This is a genomic window from Promicromonospora sp. Populi, assembly GCF_041081105.1.
Classification (GTDB): Bacteria; Actinomycetota; Actinomycetes; order Actinomycetales; family Cellulomonadaceae; genus Promicromonospora.
The window spans coordinates 4,966,338-4,991,340 of the sequence record NZ_CP163528.1 but is presented as its reverse complement, the minus strand read 5'-3'; the positions used below and the strand labels follow the sequence as shown (position 1 = coordinate 4,991,340).

Here is a 25,003-nt window from a genome sequence, read left to right as displayed (position 1 = left end):
CGCGATGGTTAGCTCGTGGCGGTAACCGGCTCAGCGCGTATGTGCCCAGACGAGATCGGGTCGGGACCGTGGCCGGCGCCCGTGGCGGGAGGGTCCACGCCGACCAGGTGGGCGGTAGGCAATCGCGCTGCGGGTGGGCGCGGCGGTGCAGCCGATGCTGTACCGGCTGCGAGGGATATGTCCCGGCCGGGGGCCCGCAAGGCCGACGGCCGGGGTCCACGCCGGTGTCAGTTGCCCGGCAGTGTCGTGGACTTCTTCACTTACAAGGTCCGTCGGCCGAGGCGCAATCGACGTGAAGTATTGCCCGGTGGGCTTGGCCGGTTCGGGCGGTGCGGGCACAACGGAGACAGCAGTGTGCCCGGTGGGGGTGGTCGTCTCCACTGCATGCCGACCGTCGATCTCGTTGACCTTCTGCCTCCATCCGGGTGCCTGCTTCGCATGGTTGCACCGGGCACACAGGCCTTGCCCGTTCGCCAGGCTGGTCTCGCCGCCCTCGCCGTGCGGAACAACATGGTCGATATGCCGCACGGGCGCGTCGCACCAGGAGGTGGCGCAGATGCCCTGTTCGCGGGCGCGCAGCAACGCCGACAGACCATCGGGGTAGAACCGTGACGTCGACGTCGTGGCCAGCAGCCGGCCGTTCGGGTCGACGTAGATCGCGCGCAGCCACGCGGCGTCGGCGTCGATCGCGTGCGCGACCAGGTTCCGCACCACCGGGCCTGGAACAGTGCCTACCCCTGCAGCGGCACCCTCGAGAACGACGGCAGGGCTGTCCCCGCCGGCCAGGAGTGTGTCGTCGGAGACGAGGAGGTTGATCGTGACCGGGACCTCGTCGGCGTGTCCGGGTTCGCGGCCGGTGACCCGTTCGATCAGGGTGTCCGCCATGATCTGCCCCGTGCCGCGCTCGTCACCGGTGGCCTTGGTCGCATCCGCGTGTGCCTTGAGCTGGGCGTACGCCTGGATGCCCTGCTGCATGGGCACCAGTGCGGTCAGGTACACCATGAGGTCCGGGGCGGGACGCACCGAGACCCGCCGCTGCGATACGGCTCGCGCGTTGCGCTTCACGCACGCGTGCACGTCGAGCTGGGCGGCCAGCTCCTTGATCCGGGCGACCAGCCGCCGGGTACCCATCCGGGCCAGCACGACCAGGTTCGCCGGCCCGCAGACCTCCTCATCGATCCGCGCCCGGTGCTCCGTCGAGAGATGCGAGGTCTCGCGCACCAGCAGGGTCGCGCGCCACTGGGACAGCACCCCGGTGCGCAGGGCGTCGAACGTGTGCGGCATCTCGGTCAGCCAGACCCGGGCGGTACCCAGGAACGAGGTACCCGCATGCGGACTGCACCGCATCGCCAAACCCACCTGGCTCGGCACACCACGACCACGCCGCACCGCCCCAACACCCTGCCTGGCCTCCTCGGCCTTCGTAGCCACCTCCAGTGCCACAGCCAGCCGCGCCTGCGTCGCCGTCGCAGCATTCTTCAGGGCCTCCAGCTCACCCAGCAGGTCCACCCACTCGGCCTGCACCTGCTTCGACACGGAGGACGTTGTGTCGGTACCGCCTGGCAGGATCATCCCCGCCAACAGCTCGCGCACCGCCCGCACCTCGGCCGCGCCGGTGGGCACGCCGGTGGGCACGCCGTCGAACGGCACGGACGGGTCGTGCCCGTCGGCCGTTCTGGGTGGCACCTCACCTGTCCGCGTCATGACATCATCGTATCGCACACCTGTTCGATACGCCTCGGGAAGCGACCGACCTCTGCTCATAGCAGAACGTGGGACGAGTGCTCCGCCTGACCCACGCGACAGAGCCGCAGAAACAACGAAGGCCCCGCCGTTGCCGGCGAGGCCTTCTACATAGGGGTGGAGCTGCCGGGAATCGAACCCGGGTCCGGTGGCGCTTTTCCAGTACTTCTCCGGGCGCAGTCTGCTATGGATTTTCTCGGCCCCCGCACTCGCACAGACACGTTCGCGGACAGGCCCAGCCATCTAAATGTTCCCGTAGCCCCGATGACGAGAGCTACGAGCAGTGGCTTCCTAGATGACGCCGGCTACTGGGACGGAAGCATTTCCCAGGCCGACGGAGTTCGGGCTCGCTCAGGCGGCGAGGGCGAACTCGTTGCGCGAGTTATCGGCAACTATGTGTTTGCAGGCATCGTTTACGAGATAAGCCTGCATCCTCGGCCCGCTTCTCCTCGAAGCACGACCACCGTCGAAACCGATCAGCCCCTATGTTGTTTTCAACTGCCCCACCCGGGTACTACCCGTGCGGAACGTCACCAGTCTAGGTCACATCGCCCCAGACAGGAACGTTATTTCGCTAACAGCAGTCCAGAGCCGACAGGTCAGCCCGGCAGGTCAGCTGAGCATCTCCTTGGCCCGCATCGCCCGCTGCGCCTCGCGCATGTCCTGCTGCTCACGCAGCGTCTGGCGCTTGTCGTACTCCTTCTTGCCGCGCGCGAGCGCGATCTCGACCTTGGCGCGGCCGTCGAGGAAGTACAGCGACAGCGGGATCAGGGTGTGCCCCTTCTCCCGGGACTTCGACGCCAGCCGGTCGATCTCCTCGCGGTGCATCAGGAGCTTGCGCCGGCGCCGCGGCGCGTGGTTGTTCCACGTGCCCTGGAAGTACGCGGGGATGTGCACGTTCTCGAGCCACGCCTCGCCGCGATCGATGTTGGCGTAGCCGTCCGTGAGGGACGCCCGCCCCATCCGCAGCGCCTTGACCTCTGTACCCGACAGTACGAGCCCGGCCTCGAAGACGTCCTCGATCACGTAGTCGTGACGGGCCTTCTTGTTGTTCGCCACGATCTTGCGCGGGTCGTCGTTCTTCTTGGCCATGGGTCTCCCTCCGGGGTCTGCTGGTACAGCCTGCCCCGTGCGGGCGGCGCGACGTCCTAGGTTACGCGCCTCACCTGGGTGGACCAGGCTTTTACCGCGTGATCACAGCCAGGTCATCGGGTCGACGGTCGAACCGTTGATGTACAGCTCGAAGTGCAGGTGGCAGGCCGTCGAGGTACCGGTGGTGCCGGAGTAGCCGATCACCTCACCGCGCGAGACGTGCTGTCCCGACGAGACGGCGAACGACGTCAGGTGGTTCGAGCTCGTCATCACGCTGCTGCCGCCCGAGGAGTAGCCGTGGTCGATGAGCACCTGGTTGCCCAGGCCGGCGAGGGTGCGCGCGTACAGCACAGTGCCGTCGGCGACGGCCAGGATCGGCGTGCCGCAGTACGCCCGGAAGTCGGTACCCGCGTGCAGGCGGGAGTACTGGAGCACGGGGTGGAACCGCATCCCGTAGGAGGAGGTGACAAACGGGTTCGCCGTCGGATAACTGAGGAACGACACGCTGCCGCCGGGCGACTCGCCGGCCGGAGCTTCGCCGCCTCCGGAACCCCCGTCGGACGACCCGCCCGACGCCGCTTCTTCCTCAGCCCGCTGCTGGGCAAGGCGCTCGTCCCGCGCCCGCTGCCTGCTGATGATGTCCTGGAGGTCCGACTCGATGGAGCTGAGCTCCTGCTCGTTCTCCCGGATGCCCTCCAGAGCGGCGTCCTTACGCCGCTCGATGCGCACGGTGAGCCGCTCCTGCTCCGCGATCAGGCGCTGGATCTCGGCCCTGCGCTCGACGGCGGCCCGCTGGGCCTGCTCCTTGGAGCGCACGTTCTCGTCGGCCAGGTCCTTGAGCTCCGTGACAACCTCACGGATCGCCGTGAGCCGCGCCTGGAGGTTGCGGGCGGTCGCCTCGGCGTCCTGCAGCTCGGCGAGCGTGCGCGCCCGGATCCGCGCGGCCGACGACGACACCGAGTACCCGCTGATGAACTCCTCGGTGCTCTGGGCTCCGGTCACGAGGCCGAGCGTCGACGCGTCCCCCGCGCCGCGGAACTCCTCGCGGGCCATCTGCGCGATGTCGTCCCGGGCGCCGTCGACCTTGCCCGAGCCGTCCTGGAGCTGCCGGCTGACGTTCGCCTCTTCCACCTGGGCGTCCGCGAGCCGCTGGGCGAGGATCGCCGCCTCGCGCTCGGCTCGCTCCAGCTCCGCCTCGGCGACGGCGAGCTCCGCCTCCGCCACCGGCAGGCGCCCCTCGACCTCGTCCAGCTCGAGGACGGCGGCGGCCAGCTGCGTGTCCGTATGCTCCAGCTCGGCCTCGAGGCCCTCGCGCTCGTCCTCCTTGGCCTGCTGCTCGCGCTCGGCGGCGGCCCGCAGATCGTCGAGGTCGTCGGCGTACCCGGCAGTCGCACCACCCAGCAGGAGGACCAGGGCGAGCACCGCGGCAAGCGGCGAGCGGCCGCGCAGCCCGCGACGGCGGCGGTCGGGCAGAGCCAGGGGGCTTCGGGGAGTCGACATCAGATCCTCGTATACCGGTTCAGGGTGAAGAAGGACGATAGCGCCGCCAGGGCCACGGCCATCACCACGAGCAGCGGAGCGACCCGGAGCACGTCGACCTCCGAAACGTAGGCCACCCAGTCGACCGACCGTTGGAGCCAGTCGCTGACCATGAACCGCACGGCGAGCCACAGCCCGGCGCCGGCGAGCAACGAGCCCAGCACGGCCGCCAGCGCGCCCTCCAGCAGGAACGGCAGCTGGATGAACAGGTTGGACGCGCCCACCAGGCGCATGATCTCGGTCTCCTTGCGCCGCGAGACGGCGCTCAGCCGGATGGTGGTGGTGATCAGCAGCACCGCGGCCAACAGCATGACGCCGGCCAGCCCGGCCGCGAGCAGGGTGGCGACGTTGAGCGTGCGGAACAGCGGCTCGAAGACCGCCCGCTGGTCCTCGACGATCTCCACCCCGTCCCGCCCGGACAGGACGTCGCTCACGACGGCGAACTGCTCGGCGTCGGTCAGCTTGAGCCGCAGGGACGCCTGCATGTCCTCGGCGGTGAGCTGCGTGCCCTGGTAGCCGTCGGGGTAGCGCTCGCTGAAAGCGTCGAACGCCTGCTCCTTCGACTCGAAGTAGACCCTGCTGACCTCGCCGGACAGCTCGGTGTCGATGATCTGCTCGACCCGGTCGATCTGCGGCTCGGTGGCCTCGCCCGCGGCACACGTCGGCGCCGTCGAACCCTGCGGGCAGAGGAAGACGGATACCTCGACGAGGTCGTACCAGTCGTCCTTGAGCTTGCCGATCTGGGACTGCAGCAGGGCGGCGGCGCCCACGAAGGTCAGCGACACGAACGTCACGAGCACAACGGCGACGACCATCGTGGTGTTGCGGCGCAGGCCGGAGACGACCTCGCCCAGCACGAACTGGAAGCGCATGCTCAGCCTCCCCGCACCGTCTGGACCGGTGCGCGCGTCCCGCTGCCCGGGGAGTCGAGCACGGGCGACGCACCGACGTCGGGCAGGATCGCCTCGCGCTCGCCGTACCCGCCACGCGCCTCGTCGCGGACCACCACGCCGTCGGACAGCTCGACCACGCGGCGGCGCATCTCGTTGACTATCTCGTCGTCGTGCGTCGCCATGACCACCGTGGTGCCGGTGCGGTTGATGCGGTCCAGCAGGCGCATGATGCCCAGCGAGGTAGTCGGGTCAAGGTTGCCCGTCGGCTCGTCGGCCAGGAGGATCTGCGGGCGGTTGACGATGGCGCGCGCGATCGCCGCGCGCTGCTGCTCACCGCCCGAGAGCTCGGTGGGCATCCGCTTGCCCTTGCCGGCCAGGCCCACCATGTCCAGCACCTCGGGCACCGTGTCCCGGATGACGTGGCGGGGCTTGCCGATCACCTGCAGAGCGAACGCCACGTTCTCGTGAACCGTCTTGTTCTGCAGCAGGCGGAAGTCCTGGAACACCACGCCGAGCTGACGGCGCAGCGTGGGCACGCGCCACCCCGAGAGGTTCGCGACGTCCCGCCCTGCCACATAGACGCGGCCACGCGTGGGCCGCTGCTCGCGCAGCACCAGCGAGAGGAACGTCGACTTGCCCGAGCCCGAAGCCCCCACGAGGAACACGAACTCGCCACGCTCGACGTCCACGGAGACCTGGTCGAGGGCAGGTCGTGCGCCGCGCGCGTAGACCTTCGACACGTTCTCGAACCTGATCACGAGCCCGAGACTAGGTGGGTGACCGGGTGGCGTGTCGGGGAGACACGCCGACAAACCTCACCCTGTCCAGGACAGCAACGCGCCAAAGTTGGTCAAACTTACCGAGAAGCCGCAATTCGCCTACGGCGATCGCTGGCCCGACTCGACAATCAGCTCGACGAACCGCCGCGGCGCCAGCGGATGCCGGCCTCGATGAAGTCGTCGATCGCACCGTCGAACACCGCCTGCGGATTGCCCGACTCGTGCTCCGTGCGCAGGTCCTTGACCATCTGGTACGGCTGCAGCACGTAAGAGCGCATCTGGTCGCCCCAGCTGGCCTTGATGTCGCCGGCCATCTCCTTCCGGGTGGCCGCCTCCTCCGCCTTGCGCAGCAGCAGCAGGCGCGACTGGAGCACGCGGTAGGCCGCCGCGCGGTTCTGGATCTGCGACTTCTCGTTCTGCATGGCGACCACGAGGCCCGTGGGGATGTGCGTCATGCGCACCGCGGAGTCCGTGGTGTTCACGGACTGCCCGCCCGGGCCCGAGGAGCGGTAGACGTCGATCTTGAGCTCCGACTCCGGGATCTCGACGTGGTCGGTCTGCTCGATCAGCGGGATGACCTCGACCGCCGCGAACGACGTCTGCCGACGACCCTGGTTGTCGAACGGCGAGATGCGCACCAGGCGGTGCGTGCCGGCCTCGACGGAGAGGTTTCCGAACGCGTAGGGCACGTTGACCTCGAAGGTCGCCGACTTGAGGCCGGCCTCCTCCGCGTAGGAGGTGTCGCCCACCTTGGTGGGGTAGCCGTGCCGCTCGGCCCAGCGCAGGTACATACGCATCAGCATCTCGGCGAAGTCGGCGGCGTCCACACCGCCCGCGCCCGCACGGATCGTCACGACGGCCTCACGGGAGTCGTACTCACCGTTCAGCAGGGTGCGCACCTCCAGGGCGGCAAGATCCTTGCGGATCTTGGCGACCTCTTCCTCCGCCTCGGTCAGCGAGTCTGCGTCGTCCATCTCGTGGCCGAGCTCAACGAGCGTCTCGACGTCGTCGATGCGGGCGCCCAGCTTCTCCACCCGGCTCAGCTCCGCCTGGGAGGCCGACAACGCGGAGGAGACCCGCTGGCCTTCATCCGGGTCATTCCACAGGTCGGGGGCCGACGCCTGCTCCGACAACTCCGCGATCTTCGCCTGCAGGGCGGTGGGGTCGCTCACGGCCTCGATGGACTCGAGGGTGGCGCGGAGCGCCTTGATCTCTGCGGGGAAGTCGTTGGTTGCCACGATGTTCAAGGTTACCCGCGCATTTGGTGCCCGGCGCCCGTATATGCGCTGGTACCTCAGCGCGCCCCGGGCTCCGGCAGGTCGCGGCCGAACATCTGCGCCGTCGCCCGGGCGCTCGGGGTACCGGCGTCGGGGTCCGCACCATGCTCGATCAGCACCCGGATCACGTCCGCCTCGTTCTTGAAGACCGCCCCCGCGAGCGGCGCCTGACCCTTGCTGTTCAGCCGGTTCACGTCCGCGCCGCGCTCGGCGAGCCCCGCCGTGAGCTCCGCATGCCCGTGATATGCGGCGAGCATCAGCAGCGTGTTGTCCGACTCGTCGGTCAGGTCCACCGGCAAACCCGCGTCCACCAGGTCCAGCAGCACGTCCGCACCCTGCCGGGCGAGGTCGAAGAGCTGCTGCGGCTCGAGGCGCGTGCCCTCCTCCGGGTCGTTGTTGTGCTCGTTCACGTCCGGCTCGCTCATGGCCCCAACCTAATGGTTCACCAGGCTCGTGCCGTCGACGACGCCGACACCACGATCCCGCCGCCGAACGCGTCAGTGAACCAGCGCAGCAGCGGTGGCCGGGACACGGCCGCGAGCGCCACCCGCGCCGAACGCCCGTCCGGCGACGACGCCCCGGTCACCCGCACGGGCAGCCCCGGCGGGTACTCGGCGAGATATTGCTCGACGGCGGCGCGCACCCCGGCGTCGGACAGCGTGAGCGGGGCGCCATCAGCGGGCGCACCGACGCCCGTGTAGAAGGCGTCCGGAGACATCGCGTCCGCGGCATCGGCCGCCGCGAGGTCCGCGATGTCGTAGAGCGCCTTGCGGTCCAGGTGGACCGCGCTCGCGGAGGCGACCACCGCGACGAGCATCAGTGCGAACGCGACGAAGGCCGAGGTGAGCAGCATGATCCGGCCGCGCTCCGAGTCGGCGGCGCTCACGGCCGCGCCTGCGTGTACTGGTCGACGGTTCCGGTCCGGGCCGCCTCCACGGGAACGGACAGCGGCACCCAGCCGCGCACGGCCTCGGGCAGCAGGGGCAGGGGCACCTCCACCCGCACGACTGCGGCCACCGCGCCGCCCGGCGTCAGGCACGGGGATGCGGAGCACTCCAGGGTGAGCGCACCGGCGTCGCGCGCGAAGCCCTGATCCGTCAGGGCGATCCGCACCGCCGCCTCGGCGCGGGCGGTGCCCGCCGACGACGACTCGGCGGCGACCATCGCGCGGACCGCCTCCCGCGCTGCGCCCTCGGCGGCGAACGCGCCGGCCTGTACGCGGCCCAGCGTCACCACGAGGTAGACGAGCGGGATCAGCAGGATCAGCGCGACGCCGAGAAACTCGACCATCGCAGAACCCTGCTCGCCGGGTGCCGGCTCCGCTGCGTCACGGTGCCTCCTCCAGCGCGTGGCCCTGGACCGTCAGGGTCCCGCCCGGCCCGAGCAGCCCGACCACGGGTAGCGGCGCGCGGACCGTGACCTCGGTGACCGCGGCGCCGTCGAGCACGGTGTGGCCGGCGGTGACGTCGCGGGCGTAGTCGGTGGTCAGGGCCTCGGCCAGGAGTGCCCGGGTACGGGCTACGCCGTCGGCCAGGCCTCGGTCTGCGCGCGCCGCCACGCGGGCACCCTCGGCCGCCGCATCGATCGCGAGAGACCGCACGTGCACGGCCAGAGCCACCTGGACAACCCCGAGCAGGAGCGCTAGAACCAGCATCGACACCAGGAGGAACTCGACCGCAGCGGAGCCGTGCTCCGGCCGGCCAGGGCTCACCCCTGGCCCGTGACGCTGGCGATCGCCTGGCGGAACGCGTCCTCGAGCAGCGGGCCGGCCAAGGCCCAGAGCGCTACCACGAGGCCTGCCGTCATAAGTGTTACCAATACCCAACCGGGCACGTCGCCCCGTTCGTCGTCGCGCATGTTTTTTCCTCTCGTCGGGTGTCGCCGGGTCACGTCAGAGCCCGATCCGCAGGGTGGCCAGGCTGGGAAAGACGGCGAAGACGACGGTCACGGGCAACACAAGAAAAACGACCGGGACCATCATCAAGATCTCCTTGCGACCGCCCGCCTCCAGGAGGGAGCGGCGGCCGGCCTCGCGGACGTCGCTAGCCTGTGCGCGCAGGACGTCGGCCAAGGGAGTGCCGCGTTCCAGCGCCACGACCACTCCCTCGGCGAACCGCGCCAGGGGCGGCAGCCCGGACCGGTCCGCGAGCGCCGTGAGGGCGGTGGTCACGGGCGCTCCGGCTCGTACCTCGGCGACGGTGCGCCGGATCTCGCCGGCCAGCTCGCCGTGTGCCGTCGAGGCCACGCGTTCGAGGGCCGCGGGCGGGCTCTCCCCCGCGGCGACGGCCAGGGCCAGGAGCTCGGCGATCGTCGGCAGCTCGGCGAGCAGTCGTTCCTCGCGCCGGCGCACCCGCAGGGTCAGGGCCTGGTCGCACGCCACGTAGCCGCAGCCGCCGGCTACGGCGACCAGCGCCACCAGCGGGACGACCGCGGCCCCGCGGGTGGCCGCGAGCAACAGCGCGAGCCCGAGGCCGACCGCGAGCCCGGCCACCGTCCACACGACCTGCCGGGCCCGGAAGTGGTCTACCGACTCGGCGGACCCGGCGCGGTCGAGACGTCGTCGTACCTCCTCGCGGGGCGAGCCGAACCGTTCGAGGCGCGCGCCGATCTGGTGCAGGCCGAGTAGGCGGACCACCGTCGAGGTGCGGCTGACCTCGCGCAGGAGGGTCGAGGTGGCGTCGCGCGGGCGCAGGTACGGCGCGAGCCGTTCGTCGAGCGTGATGGCCCGCGCCCGCAGCCGGGCGAGCACCATCAGGATCCCGAGCGCGACGCCGAGGCCCGCGAGCGCTCCCGCCGCCCAGCCCGTCACCGCAGCACCCTGCGCTCTGCGGGCAGGCGCCCGATCCGCAGCATCAGCTGGTAGGCGACCAGGGCGCAGAGGCCGCCGGCGACGAGGACCGTGATGCCGGCGGGCGAGTCGTACGCGGCGGCGGTCTCGGGCCGGGTGGAGAGCAGCGCGAGCACGACCCACGGCCCGGCGACCGCCACGCGGGCCCCGTTGACCGTCCAGCTCTGCCGCGCCTCCAGCTCGCCGCGGGTCGCTGCGTCCTCGCGCAGGAAGCCGCTGAGGGTCCGCAGGAGGCGGCCCAGGTCCTGCCCGCCGACCTCGCGGGTGAGCCGCAGGGCCTCGATGATGCGGTCGGCCACGGGGTCGGCGAGGCGTTCCTTGAGCGCGTCGAGCGCATCGCCGAACCGGCCGCCGGCGCGGTAGTCGTGGGCGAAGCGGCCGAACGGCTCGCGCAGCTCGGCCGGGCCACGCTGCCCCAGCTGGGCCACGGCCTCGGGCAGGGACAGCCCGGCCCGCACCCCGGAGGCGAGGTGGTCCACGGCCTCGGGCCACACCTCGCGCAATGCCCTACGGCGACTCCGGGCCCGCGCGCGCACGAGCAGCACGGGACCGGGCGTCGCCAGCGCGGCAAAGCAGGCGGCGATGGCGGGCGAGCGGGTCAGGGCGAGTGCCAGGAGCAGGGTCACGAGGCCGAGCACCGCGCAGGCGCCGACGAGCATCGCCGGCGTGATGGAGGGCGCACCGGCCTGGGTCAACAGGTCCCGGGTGCGCAGCTGCCAGGTGACCCGGCCGGTGGGGCGCGGTGTCGGGGTCCAGAACGACCACCAGATGCAGAACACGCCTGCGCCGAGGAGCAGACCCACCACGACGCCCATCAGCGCACCGCCCAGGGCCCGGCGCCCGCCCGTGGCCCGGCGCCAGCCCGGGGCCCGGCGCCGGCCCCGGCGGTGGTGCCGGCCCGGGTGACGGCCGCCGCCCAGGGCCCGGGACGGCCGCCCTGCGGTACCGCGTGGTGGTCGGCGAGCAGCGCTCCGACGTCGAACCCAGCGCGCTCGAACCGGTCCTCGCCGGGCGGCATCCCGTCGCCGCGGCGCAGGTCGCCGTCGGCGTCCCGGTCGAAGAGCCCCGCCGTCTCGATGCGACCCTCCTCGACCCGGCCGGTCACCGCGACGATCTCGCGTACCTGGCGCCGGACCACGCCATCCCCCGAGCGGCTCAGGCCGAGGTGCACCACGACGTCCACCGCGGAGGCCACGGTGGGGATGACGAACCGGTCGGTCACGTTCTCCCCCGCGAGCAGCGGGAGCGTGGTCATCTTGGCGACCGCCTCGCGCGCCGTGTTGGCGTGCAGCGTGCACATCCCGGGGACGCCGCTGTTCAGGGCGATGAGCAGGTCGAACGCCTCGGCCTCGCGCACCTCGCCGATCACCAGACGGTCCGGGCGCATCCGCAGGGCCTCCTTGACCAGGCGCCGCAGCGGCACCTCACCCGTGCCCTCGAGGTTCGCCGGGCGGGTCTGCAGCGCCACGTGGTCACGGACCGGGAGGCGCAGCTCCCAGACCTCCTCGGCCGAGATGACCCGCTCGGTCCCCGGGATCGACCCGGCCAGGGCGTTCAGCATCGTCGTCTTGCCGGCCTGCGTCTGGCCGGATACCAGCACGTTCAGCCCGGCCCGCACCGCGGCGTCGAGGAAGGTCGCGGCCTGGGTGGTCAGCGACCCGAGCCGCACCATGTCCCCCAGCGAGCGAGCCCGCACCACGTGCTTGCGGATGTTCACGGCCCAGCTGCTGCGCGTGATGTCGGGGATGACCACGTGGAGGCGTTCCCCACCGGGCAGGCGGGCGTCGACGAACGGGCTCGATAGGTCCAACCGCCTCCCGGAGGTCTTGAGCATCCGCTCCACGAGGTCCCGCACCTGCTCCGCGGTCAGGACAGTGCTGGTCAGCTCGGCCACCCCGCGCCGCGCGACGTAGACGTGGGTCGGGGCGTTGAGCCAGACCTCCTCGATCTCCGGGTCGTCGAGGTAGGGCTGCAGCGGGCCGAACCCGCCGACGGCGTCGGTCACGACCTGGGCCACGGCCTCGGCGTCGGCGAGCGGCGGCACGGCCCCCACGCTCGCCCGCGTCGTGTAGTCGCCGACCGCATCGGTGACGAGCTCCGACAGCCCGGCCCGGTCACCGATCGGGTCGAGCCCCCTGCGCCGCACCAGCTCGCGCACTTCCTCCACCAAGATCGCGACACCGTCGTGATCGGACATGCTCTGCCCCCCGGCTTCGCCCCGCGCCCCCTTCCCGAGGGCCCTCAGCGAGATTAAGCGTTCGGCCGCGCCCGTGCAGGAGAGCCTGTGGATAACGTCAGACCGCTCGATGAGGTAGATAGTCTCGGGGCCATGAACGCTCAGAACTCAGCTGGCCGTGGCCGGGACCGCTGGCAGGACACCGCGAGCGCCGCAGGCCTGCTGGCCGACGACGGCAGCGTCGCCGTCACGATCTTCGCCGAGATGTCGGCGCTGGCGGTGCGCACGGGCGCGATCAACCTCGGCCAGGGGTTCCCCGACGTCGACGGGCCCGAGTACGTCAAGCGGGCCGCGATCCGGGCCATCGAGGAGGGCCGCAACCAGTACGCGCCCGGTGACGGGGTGCCGGAGCTGCGCCGCGCCGTCGCGGAGCACCAGAAGCGGCACTACGGGCTGGATGTCGATCCCGACACCGAGGTGCTGGTGACCACGGGCGCGACCGAGGCCCTGACGGCCTCCGTGCTGGCCCTGACCCGCGCGGGCGACGAGGTGCTCACGCTGGAGCCGTTCTACGACTCGCACGCCGCCGCGATCGGCATGTCGGGCGCCACGCACGTCACCGCCCCCCTGGTCCCTGGGCCGGACGGTTTCCGGCTCGACGTCGACGCGCTCCGCGCTGCGGCCTCGCCGCGCCTGCGGATGATCCTGCTGAACTCGCCGCACAACCCGACCGGGACGGTGCTCACGCAGGACGAGCTGGCGGCGGTCGCCGCCGTGGCCCAGGAGCACGACGCGATAGTCGTGACCGACGAGGTCTACGAGCACCTGACGTTCGGCGCGGAGCACATCCCGCTCGCGACGCTGCCGGGCATGGCGGAGCGGACGCTGACCATCTCGTCGTCGGGCAAGACGTTCTCCTTTACCGGCTGGAAGGTGGGCTGGGTGCACGGGCAGGCCCACCTGGTCACGGCGGTGCGCGCGATCAAGCAGTACCTCACCTACACGTCGGGTGCGCCGTTCCAGCCCGCCATCGCGGAGGCGCTGGCCGACGACGACACCCCGCGCGACCTGGCCGCCTCCCTCGCCGACCGGCGCGACCTCCTGTGCGCGGGCCTGGAGGCGGCCGGCTTCACGGTCACGCGGCCGGCCGGCACGTATTTCGTGATGGCCGACGCCTCGGGCCTCCTGGGCCGGCTCGGCCTGCGCGACGGCGTCGAGCTGTGCCGGCGCCTGCCCGAGCTCGCCGGCGTGGTTGCGATCCCGGCGGCGGCGTTCTGCCGTCCCGGTTCCCCGACGGCGCAGGCGCTGGCGTCGCACGTGCGGTTCACCTTCGTGAAGAAGACCGAGGTGCTACGCGAGGCGGCGACCCGCCTGGCCGGCCTGGGGATCCCGCCGAGCTAGCGGCGTCCGGGACGGCCCGTCTCAGCCTGCCAGCAGCGACACGGCCACGGCGAGCATGATCAGCGCGATCAGGCCGTCGAGCACCCGCCACGCGCCGGGCCGCTTCAGCACGGGCGCCAGGAGCCGGGCGCCGTACGCGAGACCGGCGAACCACGCGGCGCTGGAGATCATCGCCCCGGCGGTGAACCACCACTGCTCGTCGCCGTAGGCGGCGGCGACCGAGCCCTGCAGCACCACCGTGTCGAGGTACACGTGCGGGTTCAGCCAGGTGAGCGCCAGCGTGGTGAGCACAACGGGCTTGAGGCGCCGGCCCGGGCTGTCGCCCAGGGCTCCGTCGTCGGCGGCCGCGAGCGCCGTGTCGCCCTTCACGGCGCGCCACGCGGCCATGGCCCCGTATCCGAGCACAACGGCGGCGCCCAGCCAGCGCACGACCACCACGGCGTCGGGCCACCGCTCGACCAGGGGCCCGAACCCGGCTGCGCCCGCCGCGTAGAGCGCGATGTCGGACACGGCGCAGATCGCCGCCACGATCCCCACGTGCTCGCGGCGCAGCCCTTGGCGCAGCACGAACGCGTTCTGGGCGCCGATGGCGACGATGAGCGAGAGACCGAATCCGAGTCCGGCGATCAGGGTGAGCATGGCCATCACGCTAGGCAGCCCGCGGCCTGAAGACCAGTTCATGTTTCTCAGGGTGCCTAAGCAGAACTGAAGATAGGTCAGAATTGGGGGATGCGATGGGACTCCCGCCAGCTCGAAGCACTCGCCGCCGTGGTCGCCGAGGGCTCGTTCGACGCCGCAGCCCAGGCGCTGCACGTGACACCGTCCGCCGTGAGCCAGCGCATCCGTGCGCTGGAGAGCGCCGCGGGAAGCGTGCTCGTGCGCCGGTCGCGGCCGGTCGGCGCCACGGCGTCGGGCCAGGCACTCCTGCGCCTCGCCCGGCAGACCGAGCTCCTGGGCGCGGAAGTCGCCGCGGAGCTCGGCACCGAGGACGCGGGCAGCGGCTTCGTCACGGTGCCCCTGGCGGTCAGCGCGGACTCCCTGGCCACCTGGGTGCTGCCCGCCCTCGCCCAGGTCGATGGGGTCACGTTCGACCTGCACCGCGCCGACGACAGCCGCACCGCCGACCTGCTCCGCGAGGGCGTGGTGATGGCGGCGGTCACCTCGCAGACCGCTCAGGTGCAGGGCTGCCGAAGCATTCCGCTCGGGATCATGCGGTACCGCCCGGCATGCACGCGCGCCTTCGCGGAGCGCTGGTTCCCCCAGGGCCCGACGCCGGACACGCTCGCCGTGGCGCCCGTCGTCGTCTTCGACCGGACCGACGACCTGCAGGACGCCTACCTGCGCGACCGCGCGCCGCGCGCGCGACCACCGCGGCACCACGTGCCGAGCACCGTCGAGTACGAGGAGACCATCCGCCTCGGCCTGGGCTGGGGGATGCTGCTGGACCGCCCGTCCATCGGCGGGCTCCTGTCCACGGCCGGTGGTGGCATCACGCTGCTGGAGCCCGACGCGATCGTCGACGTGCCGCTGCACCTCCAGCAGTGGAAGCTGCGGTCGGCAGTGCTCGACCGGGTCACGACGGCGCTGAGAAAAGAAGCAACGCGCGAGCTGCTTCCGGCGTGAAATCTGGACGTACCCCCATCATTAACCTTGTTTCCGGCCTACCGCACTTCCGAATCATGAACCGGACATCCGCTGTCCGAGTTCCTACCGTTCAGTCATGCTTTCCGCCCTTGCTGGCATGGCCCTCGGTCTGTCGCTCATCGTCGCAGTCGGGGCGCAGAACATCTTTGTCCTCCGCCAGGGGCTGCGCCGGGAGCACGTGGGCCTCGTCGCCGGCATCTGCGCCGTCAGCGACCTCGTGCTCATCTCGGCGGGGGTCGGCGGCCTGGGCTCCCTGATCCAGAGCGCGCCGCACGTGATCGAGGTCGCGCGCTGGGTGGGCGCCGTCGTGGTGCTGGTCTACGGCGGCCTGGCGGCGCGGCGCGCGTGGAAGGGCCAGCACGTCGTCATGGGGCGGCACAGCATGACCACCCGGACCGTGGGTACCGCTGTCGCCACGACGCTGGCCCTGACCTGGCTGAACCCCCACGTCTACCTCGACACCGTGGTGCTCGTGGGCGGGCTCGCCGCCACGCACGGCGACAACCGCTGGTGGTTCGGGCTCGGCGCCTGCATCGCCAGCACTGCCTGGTTCGTCGCGCTCGGCTACGGCGCGCGCTACCTCGCGCCACTGCTGGAGCGGCCCGGAGCGTGGCGCGTGCTGGACAGCGTCGTCGCGGTGACGATGCTGGTCGTCGCGGCGTCGCTGATCCTCAACGGCTAAGGGTCAGGCGCAGACGCCCTCCAGGAGTACCTCCGGGCTCGGGCTGGGGGTCGGCTCCGCCGGCTCCTCAGTACCTCCGTCGTCAGTGCCGGTCTCCTCGCCGGTGCCTGCCGTCTCGCCCGTATCCGCCGGGTCCCCCGTGTCCGCGGGGGGATCCTCGCCGCCGGTCTCGCCCGCGGCATCTTCCCCGCCGCTCGCGCTCGGCGAGGCGGAGGGCTCCTCGTCGGGCAGCACCACACTGTCCGACGGGGTGTCCGCGGCGAGGCGCGCGAAGATCTCACTGGCCTCCGGCAGGTAGCCCAAGCCACCCACACCACCCTCGGTGGTGTCGTACACCGGGACCTCCGTCATGATGATGTTGCGCTGCTCGATCTCTCGCAGCGACCACGCGAGACCAGCGACACTGGCCGGGTTGGCGATGGCGGGGTCGGCGCTCAGGGAGCCGAGCGCGGCGTTGATCAGGCGGAAGGTCTTGGTCGGGTCGGCGAGCGTCTCGGCCGACAGGATCTGCCGCAGCAGCGCGTTGATGAACGCCTGCTGCCGCGCGATGCGCGTCAGGTCGCTGCCCATCTCGAGCCCCATGCCGGTGCCCTTGCGGACGCGGAGGAACTGGATGGCGGTATTGCCGTCGAGGATGTTCTCGCCCGCCGGCAGGTCGATGCGCGCCGATGCAGGGTTACCGTGCAGCGCCTCGGGCAGGCACATCCGCACGCCGCCGATCGCGTCCACCACCTCGATCACGCCGTTCATCTTGACGACGGCGTGGTTGGAGACGGTGACGCCCGTCAGGGCGTTGACGGTGTTGATCGTGCAGGCGGCGGCATACATGAGATCCGTGCCGCCACTCCCGACGCTGAACGAAGCGTTGAACTTGTCCCGGTGGGGCGCAGACTGGCTACCGTCCGGTAGCTGACAGGACGGGATGTCCACGAAGGCGTCTCGCGGCAACGAGACGATCTCGATCCACTGCCGGTCCGCCGAGATGTGCACCAGCATCGTGGTGTCCGAGCGCATGCCGGAGACCGTGCCGCCGATGTCGGCGTTCGTGCCGTCCCGGATGTCGGTGCCCATCAGGAGCAGGTTGACCGGCTGGTCACTGAACGGGTCGGACGGGTCCTCCGGCTCGACCTGCTCGGCGACCAGGCCGTCGAGGTCCTGGACGTCGATCTGCGAGATCGCGTTGTGATACGCCGTCGCGGCCGCCGCGGAGCCGAACGCCATCACCCCGATGAGGCTCATCGTGACGCCGCGGAGCAGCAGCATCCTGCGCCAGCTACGGACGTGCCGGGGCTGGCGCTCACCCGAACGCGCATGTCGGGGAACCCCGGGAATTATCTCTCCGACAGGTCGGACTGCCGTCCAGAAGTCACTCGCCACGCCTCGGAGCGTAGGGCCTCCGTGCAACATTCGTGTAAATAAGTCCTACGACTCCCAGGTGATGTCCAGCCCGTGTCTTGGTCGCGCCAGTGGTTCAGTCGGCGCAGACGCCCGCCTGCAGCGAGGCCGACGGCGACGGGTCCGGCGTGTCCGACGGCGTCGTCCCGCCGTCCCCCGAACCCTCCCCCGTATCGGTCGAGGCCGACGGCGAGGGAGACGGTGTCTCGTGCCCGGGCGGCGGCTCGTCGGCCGCCAAGCGCTCCCAGATCACGGCGGCTTCCTCGGTCCAGACCACGCGGTTGGGGTCGCTCGGCGCGGCCACGACGGGCAGCTCGGTGAACACGATCTCGGCCGGGTCGATGTTCCGGATGCTGAACGCGAGGCCGGCCAGCGCCGCAGGGTCGGCCAGTGCCGGGTCGGCGGAGATGGCGCTCAGCACTGCCTGGATGGTGCGGTACAGCTGCGGCGAGTTGGTCACGACGTTCTGAGCCAGCACCTGCCGCACCAGCGCGTCGACGAACGCCTGCTGCCGCACGATCCGCGTGAGGTCGCTGCCCTGTTCCAGCCCCAGGCCGGTGCCGTGCCGGGCACGGAGATAACCGATGGCCTGGAGCCCGTCGAGGGTCTGCTCGCCGGCGGGCAGCTCGAACCGGCCGTACGCGGGGTCCTGGATCAGCGGTTCGGGCAGGCACATGCGCACCCCGCCGAGTGCGTCGACGACATCGACCACGCCGTCCATCTGCACCACCATGTGGTTGGTGACGGGAACATCCGTGAGGGACTGCACCGTCGAGATGGTGCAGGCGGCGGCGTAGGTGAGGTCCTCCTCGGCTCCGCCGCCGATCGTGAACGCGCTGTTGAACATGCCGTAGCTCGCGCCCGATTCACTGCCGTCGGGCAGCTCGCACGACGGGATGTCGACCAGCGAGTCGCGCGGGATGGAGACCACCTCGATGCGGGAACGGTCACCGGAGATGTGCACCAGCATCGTGGTGTCCGACCGCATGCCGCCGTCGCCCGCACCCGCGATCTCGGTGTTCTCCCCGCCGCGCAGGTCGGTGCCCAGCACCAGGATGTTGAGGCTGCGGCCGGTGAACGGGTCGTCGGGGTCGGCCGACGGCGTCGGGCCCTTGACCAGACCCGAGACGTCACTGACGCCGATCTGCTGCCTCAGGTCCAGATAGGCGGCTACGCCGCCGGCCGCCACGAAGGCAAGAACGCCGACGACGACCAGCGCCACGGCACGGGCGACGCGATGACTGCGCTGGGAGCTCAAGTGCTGGGGCACCTGCGGAGCATAAGCAGGTACCCCAGCACCAGGCTTGTTAAGTCCTGTGTATTTCCTGGTCAGCTCAGCGCAATGTCGCCGAGGTCCGGGTTGTCCGTGAAGAAGGCGTCCAGACCGGCGTCGAGGTACACCTGGATCTCACCCACCAGGTCACCCACCGCGTTCGGGTCGCTCGACGAGCGGAACTCCACCGGCATGAACTGGTTCTCCCGCCGGAACGTCCAGGCCACCACGTCCAGCCCGGCGGCATGGGCGTCGTCGATCACGGGCGTCGGCTCGCCGAGCGTGCCGTCGGCCTCCCGCGGGATGAGCACCGTCTTCTCAGCGCTCACGTAGTCCGAGTACCGGGCGATCTCGCGCAGGCCGCGCCGGGTGACCATGTCCGCGTAGGTACGCGGGTCGCCGGAGAGCGTGAAGTCGTACGGCTGCCCGCTGTTGCTGACAAGCTGGACCAGCGGGACGTCCGTGAGGCGGTTGAGCTGCTTCAGGTTGCCCACCTCGAAGGACTGGATCATCGCCCCGGACCGGGCCGAGTCGAAGCCGTTGCGGCCCAGCTCGGCCACCAGCGGCTCCTCCAGGGAGAGGCCCAGGGAGTCGAAGTACGACGGGTGCTTCGTCTCCGGGGCGACGCCGACCGGCTGACCGTCGCAGGTCTTGCTGTGCCGGGCCAGGTCGAGCACCTCGTCGAGGGTCGGGATCAGGTAGAGCCCGTCGAACGGGACGTTCTGCGGGCGGACCGCAGGCAGCCGCTCCTTGGCCCGCAGGGTGCGCAGCTCGGCCAGCGTGAAGTCCTCGGTGAACCAGCCGGTCATCTCGACGTCGTCGATCACCTTGGTGGTGCGCCGGTCGGCGAACTCAGGGTGGTTCGCCACGTCCGTCGTGCCGCTGATCTCGTTCTCGTGCCGGGCGACCAGCACCCCGTCCTTGGTCGAGACGACGTCGGGCTCGATGACCTCCGCGCACTGCGCGATAGCGAGCTCGTACGCGGCCAGGGTGTGCTCCGGGCGGTAGCCGGACGCACCGCGGTGACCGATCAGCGTGACGCCGTCGTCGACCGCGCGGGTCTTCTTGAGGTCCACCAGCGCCATCTCGGTGTCGTCAGGTGTGCCGGTGATGCGCGCGTCGTTGCCCGGGTAGTTGTTGTCGTTCGCGATCAGGAGCGTGTCCTTGTCCACGAACAGCACCGTCTCGAAGGACTGCACGGGCAGCGCGAAGGTGTCCTCACCCAGGCCGTAGCCCTCCCCGGCGTCGATGCCGCGCGGGTTCTCGACGTGCAGGGCGTCCAGCACGAGCTCCTTGCGGACGTAGCCGTCGCGGTCCTTGCTGCTCAGGTCGATCTCGTACACGCGCTTCGTGACCGACTGGTCACCCTCGAAGTTGTCGCGCTCGAGGATCAGCAGCGAGTCCGAGCCGGTCGAGAAGGCGTCGCCGACGGCGTCGCCCTCCTGGTCGGTCTGGTACGCCCAGCGCTTGCCCGTGTACTCGCCGCGACGGGTGTCGAACTGGTAGATCCAGCGACGGCGGGCGTCGCTGTCATTGACCAGCTTGCCCTCCACGACCGGGTAGAGATAGCGCCCGCTGCTCGCCAGGGCCTCGAAGCCGCTGCTGCTGGCCACCGTGGGCGTCTCGCCGGGCTCCAGGTACGGGTTGGCGGGCGACTTGCCGCCCGGGAACTCGTACGGGGGCTCCAGCAGGGTGCCGTCGTCGTCGAAGTGCAGCAGGAACGGGCCGAACTCGTCGCCGACCCACAGCGTGCCGTCGTTGGCGCGCACGAGGGACTCGATGTCGAAGTCGGCGCCCGTCAGGAGCCGCTCGTCGGTGTCCTCGTTGACGATGTCGAAGTCGAGCACGTCGTTGCGGTCGTTGTACTCGATGTAGTCGAGGACCTGGATCTCGCCGGAACCCGTGCTGCCGGTGTCCCACTGGGGACGCACCAGGTAGTTGCGCAGCAGGAAGTCGGCGGAGTTGCCCTTGGCGCCGAAGCCGTTGTCCGGCTGGGCCCAGTAGGTCCCGTTGTTGTTCTCGACGACGGCGGAGAATCCCGGGATCACCTGGCCGTCCCACGGTCCCTGCCGCCCGTTGGCGGGACTCGCCGCGGCGCCCGACGGCGGGCCTTCGGCCAGGTAGTCGGCCGACAGCGTGGCGCGACCGGCCAGGGTGGGAGCGAGGAAGGAACTGCCCGAGCCCTGTCGGGGGTCAGCGACGGCGATGGCCGCGGGGAGCAGCAGCGAGGCTGCTGCCGCGGCGGCGACCACGCGCGCGGCGCGGGTACGCATGGGTGTACTCATGCCGGTGAGCAAAGTCGTCGCATCGAAAATCCTCGTTAAGCCGACGCTACCGTCAGGTGAACTCTCACACTGGCATGTGCCAGCCACCACGCCGGAAGGCCGGGGTCGCGGTCGCGAGCACGCCGATCGCCAGCAGCACGGCCACGAGCATCACCATAGCCATGGCCAAGGCGTCCCCGCCGAGGAACCCCCCGAGCGAGCTCACCACGCCGGCCACCAGAGACTGGATGGCGCCGATCATCGCGGCCGCCGTCCCCGCTATCTCGCCGTGCCGCGACAGGGCCATCGCGCTCGCGTTCGCCGGTACGAACCCCTGGAACGCGAGCACCCACCACAGCGCCACGAGCAGGCCGATCAGCCCGCCCGCACCGGTCAGGACCACTACAAGGAGCACGACGACGAGCACCGCCTGGGCGACCACCCCGAACCGGAGCAGCCGGACCGGCGCGACCTTGCGCACCAGCGCCGCATTGACCTGGGCCGACAGGACCAGTCCCACGCCGTTGACCGCGAACAGCAGGGCGAACTGCCCCTCGCTGAGCCCGAACTCCTGCTGGAAGATGATCGGCGAAGCCACCACGTAGCTCATGAGCACCCCGAAGCCCAGCCCGGGGATCACGGCGAGGGCGAGGAAGTGCCGGTCGCGCAGCAGCCGGCCGTAGCCGCCCGCGACGGTACGGATCCCTCCGGTCAACCGCTTGCGGGGCGGGTGGGTCTCGGGCATCCGCGTCAGCACGACGACGGCGAGCACCGCGCCCATGGCGGCCAGCACCACGAACACCCAGCGCCAGCTGCCGTGCGCCAGCACGAAAGAGCCGAGCGTGGGCGCGAACATCGGCGCCACACCGATCACGAGCATGAGGCGGGACAGGATGCGGGCCGCCTCGGCGCCCACGAACCGGTCGCGCACCACCGCGACGGAGGCGACACCGGCGGCCGCATTGAAGAAGCCCTGCGCGAGCCGGAGCCCGATCAGCAACGGCATGCTCGTGACGACGGCGCACAGCAGCGAGATGACGACGTGCAGCACGAGGCCCACGAGCAGCGGGGCACGACGCCCGAAGCGGTCCGACAGCGGGCCGATCACCAGCTGGCCGACGCCGCCGCCGATCAGCATGCAGGACACCGTGAGCTGGGCCATCGCCTCGGTGGAGAGCAGGTCGTCCGCCACCTGCGGCAGCGCCGGCAGGTACATGTCGACGGTGAACGCCGGCAGCGCCGAGAGCGCCCCGAGCATGAGTACCCATTTGACGGTCGACGGAGACGCCCGGCGCGCGGGCACGACTGGGGACACGCCCGACGGCGCAACGGATGGCATGGGCCTCATGCTATCGAATCGATACGACTGTGAGAAGAGTGATCTCGATCTCCGGTGTCAGTGGCTCAGGGCATGCTGGTCTCATGTGCGGACGCTTCGCCTCCTTCACGGACACCCAGGACCTTGCCGACGAGCTCGCGATCGCCGAGATCGCCGACGACGCGCGGCTGCTGCCGCCGTCGTGGAACGTCGCGCCGACCGACCCGGTGCGGATCGTCGTCGAACGCGCGCGCAAGGGCTCCAGCGAGGTGAGACGGTCGATGGAGCTCGCGCGCTGGGGACTCGTGCCGTCCTGGGCCAAGGACCCGACGGTGGGCGCCCGGATGATCAACGCGCGCTCCGAGACGCTGCTGGACAAGCCGGCGTTCGCCAAGCCGTTCGCCGCACGGCGCTGCCTGGTGCTGGCCGACGGCTACTACGAGTGGCGCAAGCTGGCGCTGCCCGCATCCGGTTCCAAGAAGGTCCCCAAGCAGCCGTACTGGATCCACCCGGCCGGCGCCGGGGTGGCGGCCTTCGCGGGCCTCTACGAGTTCTGGCGCAACCCGGCGGCGAGCGAGACCGACCCGGACCGCTGGCTGGTGTCGACCACTGTGGTGACCCGTGCAGCGTCAGGCCGGATGGAGGCCATCCACGACCGTATGCCGCTCCTGCTGCCGGCGGAGGCCTGGGACACGTGGCTCGACCCGGCCGTCAAGGACGCGTCGAGCCTCTTGCAGGTGGACAGCGTGCCGCTGGCGACGCTCCCGGTGGGCGACGCCGTGGGCTCGGTGCGGAACAACGGGCCGGAGCTCATCGAGGCGGACCCGGAGCCTCGGGACCCGGAGCCCGTGACGGTCTGATTCGAGCGCGACCCGATCGCGCTTGCAGTTGGATCGTTGCGTATACGCAACTCAGGTGGCGGAAACCTCGACACCTCTACAGGCTTAACGCATGAGCGATAGCGCACCCGATACGGCCACCCCGCCCCACCAGCCCAAGAACCTTGAGTACGACGTCCCCTCGAACTTTCCCACCACTCTCGATCCTGACGACGGCGCCCAAGCGCAAGGGCTCGTCAACGACATCCAGGCAGCACTTCGGGACCTCGGTGTCTGAGCGAGAAGTTTCCAGCCCACCGACGCATGAAGGGTTCACGATGTACATCGGCCCTTCGCGCGACGGAACGGCCACCCTCGAGATCGGAATTCTGTCGGACTGGCACGGGATCAGGGCTATCGCTCACGCGATGCCGGCCCGCAAGAGATACCTACGGTGATGCTCATGCGAATCGAAGACACTGACCTGACCCCCGCCCAACGAGCAGAGCTCGAAACTGCCGGAGAGTTGGCAGCGGACTACTTCGAATCCATCGATCCCTCGGCAACCATGCTCGTTCCGCTCACGTTCGAGGCGAAGGTCGAGGCTTTCCAGAGAGTTCGAAACGCGGTGACACATCAGGTGGAGGCGGATCGCGAGGTCGCCTCGGCCGTGTCTGCGGCCCGTGAGGCGCGTATGAGTTGGCGCGAGATCGGCGAGGCGATCGGCGTCTCGGGTGAAGCCGCGCGTCTGCGCTACAGCAAGGCGTCGTAGTCGACACTGACCCTCCGTCGCGGCAGACGCCGACACCGAGAAAAGTGGGAGCACGCGGCGTCCCAACCCGTGTGGGCGGAGATATCGACGGCTAGGTTTCAGCCGTGAGCCATTCACCGGCACCGCAACCCGCAGCAGCACGCCCGCTCCCTCCCGAGGCCTTTGCGCAGTGGTACGGCCGGTGGGAGCCGCTGGCCCCCACCTCGGCGGCGGACTTCATGGACGGCTTCGACAGGCCGTGGTGGATCATCGGCGGCTGGGCGATCGAGGCCTTCACAGGTGTTCCCCGGCGGCACGACGACCTGGACATCTCAATGCTGTCCAGCGACGCGGAGGCTTTCCGGAGATTCCTCGGCGATCGGTTCACCCCGTGGAACATGGACCAGGGCTGGCTCCGGCCTTTCGACGACCGGTTCCAGGAAGTCAGTCCCAACAGCTCTCTCTGGATCAGGAAGAACGCTCTGGCGCCCTGGGTCCTCGACGTCCCGTTCACGAAGGACACCGGCGGTCAATGGACCAACAAACGCTGGCCGGACCAGGTGGCGCCCCTGGACGAGGTGACGTGGACGGCCGCTGACGGACTGCTCTACCTACGTCCCGAGCACGTCCTGATGATGAAATCGCGCCTCGCACGCGGCAAGGACCGGATCGACGCAGAGGTTGCCCTTCCGCTCCTCGACGCAGCACAGCGTCATTGGCTTCGCGACACCCTCAAGCACCTGGAGCCAGCCCATCCCTGGCTTGACCGTCTCTGAGCCGAAACAACCCTGCTGGCCGTTCCACAACTCTCGGGCCCGACGACGGGATACAGAGACTTGGTTCGACGGGTGCCGGGTCAGCTGAACTGGGTTCGGCTGAGGGTCAGGCTTTCGGGCTGTATTGAATAGTTCAGCCAAAGTGAACTTGGCGGGGCCGGAATGAACGTTTTCAGGAGACCTGGCACCCACCGCCCGGCCTACGTCGCCGTCCAGCGCGATCCGCCCGGCAATAGTGCATCAGAAGTGATGGGGCTTTGACATGGAGACTGAGATCAGGGGCCTGGCTCAAGACGTGATGCGCACGGCATCTACCGCTACCCGCATACGAGCG

The 25,003-nt window shown here is 70.4% G+C and carries 26 protein-coding genes and 1 other RNA gene; 7 read left to right on the top strand and 20 right to left on the bottom strand.

Annotated elements, in window-relative coordinates:
- Nucleotides 1-30 precede the first annotated feature (30 nt).
- The 15 genes from AB1046_RS22630 to AB1046_RS22560 all read right to left on the bottom strand — a co-directional run bounded on the left by AB1046_RS22630 (nt 31) and on the right by AB1046_RS22560 (nt 12,368).
- The gene (locus tag AB1046_RS22630; protein WP_369375813.1) at nt 31-1,572 is read right to left on the bottom strand and encodes a DUF222 domain-containing protein; all 1,542 of its coding nucleotides are present in this window, start codon (nt 1,570-1,572) and stop codon (nt 31-33) included.
- 286 nt (nt 1,573-1,858) lie between these two features.
- Nucleotides 1,859-2,227: a transfer-messenger RNA gene (gene ssrA, locus AB1046_RS22625) on the bottom strand.
- Nucleotides 2,228-2,355: 128 nt separating this feature from the next.
- Complete coding sequence (gene smpB, locus AB1046_RS22620) at nt 2,356-2,835, bottom strand: SsrA-binding protein SmpB (RefSeq protein WP_369371531.1); 480 nt, start codon at nt 2,833-2,835, stop codon at nt 2,356-2,358.
- Between the two features lie 102 nt (nt 2,836-2,937).
- Entirely contained in the window at nt 2,938-4,335 is a 1,398-nt protein-coding gene (locus AB1046_RS22615) for a peptidoglycan DD-metalloendopeptidase family protein (protein ID WP_369371530.1), read from the bottom strand.
- Nucleotides 4,335-5,246 carry a permease-like cell division protein FtsX gene (gene ftsX / locus AB1046_RS22610; RefSeq protein ID WP_369371529.1) on the bottom strand — a complete coding sequence of 304 codons (912 nt, stop codon included), beginning with the start codon at nt 5,244-5,246 and terminating at the stop codon, nt 4,335-4,337. Before ftsX ends, AB1046_RS22615 begins: the two co-directional genes overlap by 1 nt.
- Nucleotides 5,247-5,248: 2 nt before the next feature.
- Complete coding sequence (gene ftsE, locus AB1046_RS22605; RefSeq protein WP_369371528.1) at nt 5,249-6,025, bottom strand: cell division ATP-binding protein FtsE; 777 nt, start codon at nt 6,023-6,025, stop codon at nt 5,249-5,251.
- 149 nt (nt 6,026-6,174) lie between these two features.
- Nucleotides 6,175-7,284: a peptide chain release factor 2 gene (prfB, locus tag AB1046_RS22600; RefSeq protein ID WP_369371527.1), complete on the bottom strand. Its 1,110-nt coding sequence runs from the start codon at nt 7,282-7,284 to the stop codon at nt 6,175-6,177.
- Nucleotides 7,285-7,340: 56 nt separating this feature from the next.
- Nucleotides 7,341-7,748 carry an ankyrin repeat domain-containing protein gene (locus tag AB1046_RS22595; protein ID WP_369371526.1) on the bottom strand — a complete coding sequence of 136 codons (408 nt, stop codon included), beginning with the start codon at nt 7,746-7,748 and terminating at the stop codon, nt 7,341-7,343.
- Between the two features lie 17 nt (nt 7,749-7,765).
- Nucleotides 7,766-8,209: a hypothetical protein gene (locus AB1046_RS22590; RefSeq protein ID WP_369371525.1), complete on the bottom strand. Its 444-nt coding sequence runs from the start codon at nt 8,207-8,209 to the stop codon at nt 7,766-7,768.
- A complete protein-coding gene (locus AB1046_RS22585; protein ID WP_369371524.1) occupies nt 8,206-8,613 on the bottom strand; it encodes a pilus assembly protein in 408 nt (135 codons plus the stop codon). Before AB1046_RS22585 ends, AB1046_RS22590 begins: the two co-directional genes overlap by 4 nt.
- A gap of 37 nt (nt 8,614-8,650) precedes the next feature.
- On the bottom strand, nt 8,651-9,034 hold the full coding sequence (locus tag AB1046_RS22580) for a TadE/TadG family type IV pilus assembly protein (RefSeq protein WP_369371523.1): 384 nt from the start codon (nt 9,032-9,034) through the stop codon (nt 8,651-8,653).
- On the bottom strand, nt 9,031-9,180 hold the full coding sequence (locus AB1046_RS22575; RefSeq protein WP_369371522.1) for a hypothetical protein: 150 nt from the start codon (nt 9,178-9,180) through the stop codon (nt 9,031-9,033). The genes AB1046_RS22580 and AB1046_RS22575 overlap by 4 nt, the downstream gene beginning before the upstream one ends.
- 34 nt (nt 9,181-9,214) lie before the next feature.
- Complete coding sequence (locus tag AB1046_RS22570) at nt 9,215-10,132, bottom strand: type II secretion system F family protein (protein WP_369371521.1); 918 nt, start codon at nt 10,130-10,132, stop codon at nt 9,215-9,217.
- The gene (locus tag AB1046_RS22565) at nt 10,129-10,986 is read right to left on the bottom strand and encodes a type II secretion system F family protein (protein WP_369371520.1); all 858 of its coding nucleotides are present in this window, start codon (nt 10,984-10,986) and stop codon (nt 10,129-10,131) included. The genes AB1046_RS22570 and AB1046_RS22565 overlap by 4 nt, the downstream gene beginning before the upstream one ends.
- Entirely contained in the window at nt 10,986-12,368 is a 1,383-nt protein-coding gene (locus AB1046_RS22560) for a CpaF family protein (RefSeq protein WP_369371519.1), read from the bottom strand. The genes AB1046_RS22565 and AB1046_RS22560 overlap by 1 nt, the downstream gene beginning before the upstream one ends.
- Before the next feature lie 132 nt (nt 12,369-12,500).
- Here AB1046_RS22560 and AB1046_RS22555 point away from each other — a divergent pair, with 132 nt between their 5' ends.
- Nucleotides 12,501-13,748 carry a pyridoxal phosphate-dependent aminotransferase gene (locus AB1046_RS22555; RefSeq protein ID WP_369371518.1) on the top strand — a complete coding sequence of 416 codons (1,248 nt, stop codon included), beginning with the start codon at nt 12,501-12,503 and terminating at the stop codon, nt 13,746-13,748.
- A gap of 21 nt (nt 13,749-13,769) precedes the next feature.
- Here AB1046_RS22555 and AB1046_RS22550 read toward each other — a convergent pair whose 3' ends face one another.
- Complete coding sequence (locus tag AB1046_RS22550; RefSeq protein WP_369375811.1) at nt 13,770-14,387, bottom strand: LysE/ArgO family amino acid transporter; 618 nt, start codon at nt 14,385-14,387, stop codon at nt 13,770-13,772.
- A 90-nt stretch (nt 14,388-14,477) separates the two neighbouring features.
- Here AB1046_RS22550 and AB1046_RS22545 point away from each other — a divergent pair, with 90 nt between their 5' ends.
- Both AB1046_RS22545 and AB1046_RS22540 read left to right on the top strand, forming a co-directional pair.
- The gene (locus AB1046_RS22545; protein ID WP_369371517.1) at nt 14,478-15,371 is read left to right on the top strand and encodes a LysR family transcriptional regulator ArgP; all 894 of its coding nucleotides are present in this window, start codon (nt 14,478-14,480) and stop codon (nt 15,369-15,371) included.
- A gap of 97 nt (nt 15,372-15,468) precedes the next feature.
- Nucleotides 15,469-16,074 (top strand): LysE/ArgO family amino acid transporter, encoded by a 606-nt coding sequence (locus tag AB1046_RS22540; RefSeq protein ID WP_369371516.1) that lies wholly within the window; start codon nt 15,469-15,471, stop codon nt 16,072-16,074.
- Between the two features lie 3 nt (nt 16,075-16,077).
- Here the strand turns inward: AB1046_RS22540 and AB1046_RS22535 are convergent, their stop codons facing one another.
- The 4 genes from AB1046_RS22535 to AB1046_RS22520 all read right to left on the bottom strand — a co-directional run bounded on the left by AB1046_RS22535 (nt 16,078) and on the right by AB1046_RS22520 (nt 22,345).
- A complete protein-coding gene (locus AB1046_RS22535; RefSeq protein ID WP_369371515.1) occupies nt 16,078-17,337 on the bottom strand; it encodes an LCP family protein in 1,260 nt (419 codons plus the stop codon).
- A gap of 208 nt (nt 17,338-17,545) precedes the next feature.
- The gene (locus tag AB1046_RS22530; protein ID WP_369371514.1) at nt 17,546-18,739 is read right to left on the bottom strand and encodes an LCP family protein; all 1,194 of its coding nucleotides are present in this window, start codon (nt 18,737-18,739) and stop codon (nt 17,546-17,548) included.
- A 59-nt stretch (nt 18,740-18,798) separates the two neighbouring features.
- Complete coding sequence (locus tag AB1046_RS22525) at nt 18,799-21,027, bottom strand: esterase-like activity of phytase family protein (protein WP_369371513.1); 2,229 nt, start codon at nt 21,025-21,027, stop codon at nt 18,799-18,801.
- Nucleotides 21,028-21,091: 64 nt separating this feature from the next.
- On the bottom strand, nt 21,092-22,345 hold the full coding sequence (locus AB1046_RS22520) for a multidrug effflux MFS transporter (RefSeq protein WP_369371512.1): 1,254 nt from the start codon (nt 22,343-22,345) through the stop codon (nt 21,092-21,094).
- Between the two features lie 83 nt (nt 22,346-22,428).
- On the opposite strand from AB1046_RS22520, the gene AB1046_RS22515 reads away from it, so the two are divergent.
- From AB1046_RS22515 to AB1046_RS22500, 4 genes are all read left to right on the top strand, one after another.
- Nucleotides 22,429-23,184, top strand: coding sequence for an SOS response-associated peptidase (locus tag AB1046_RS22515; RefSeq protein WP_369371511.1), 756 nt, complete (start codon nt 22,429-22,431; stop codon nt 23,182-23,184).
- A gap of 91 nt (nt 23,185-23,275) precedes the next feature.
- Entirely contained in the window at nt 23,276-23,440 is a 165-nt protein-coding gene (locus AB1046_RS22510; protein ID WP_369371510.1) for a hypothetical protein, read from the top strand.
- A 165-nt stretch (nt 23,441-23,605) separates the two neighbouring features.
- The gene (locus AB1046_RS22505; protein ID WP_369371509.1) at nt 23,606-23,914 is read left to right on the top strand and encodes a hypothetical protein; all 309 of its coding nucleotides are present in this window, start codon (nt 23,606-23,608) and stop codon (nt 23,912-23,914) included.
- A 104-nt stretch (nt 23,915-24,018) separates the two neighbouring features.
- On the top strand, nt 24,019-24,669 hold the full coding sequence (locus AB1046_RS22500) for a nucleotidyltransferase domain-containing protein (RefSeq protein WP_369371508.1): 651 nt from the start codon (nt 24,019-24,021) through the stop codon (nt 24,667-24,669).
- Nucleotides 24,670-25,003: the final 334 nt, after the last annotated feature.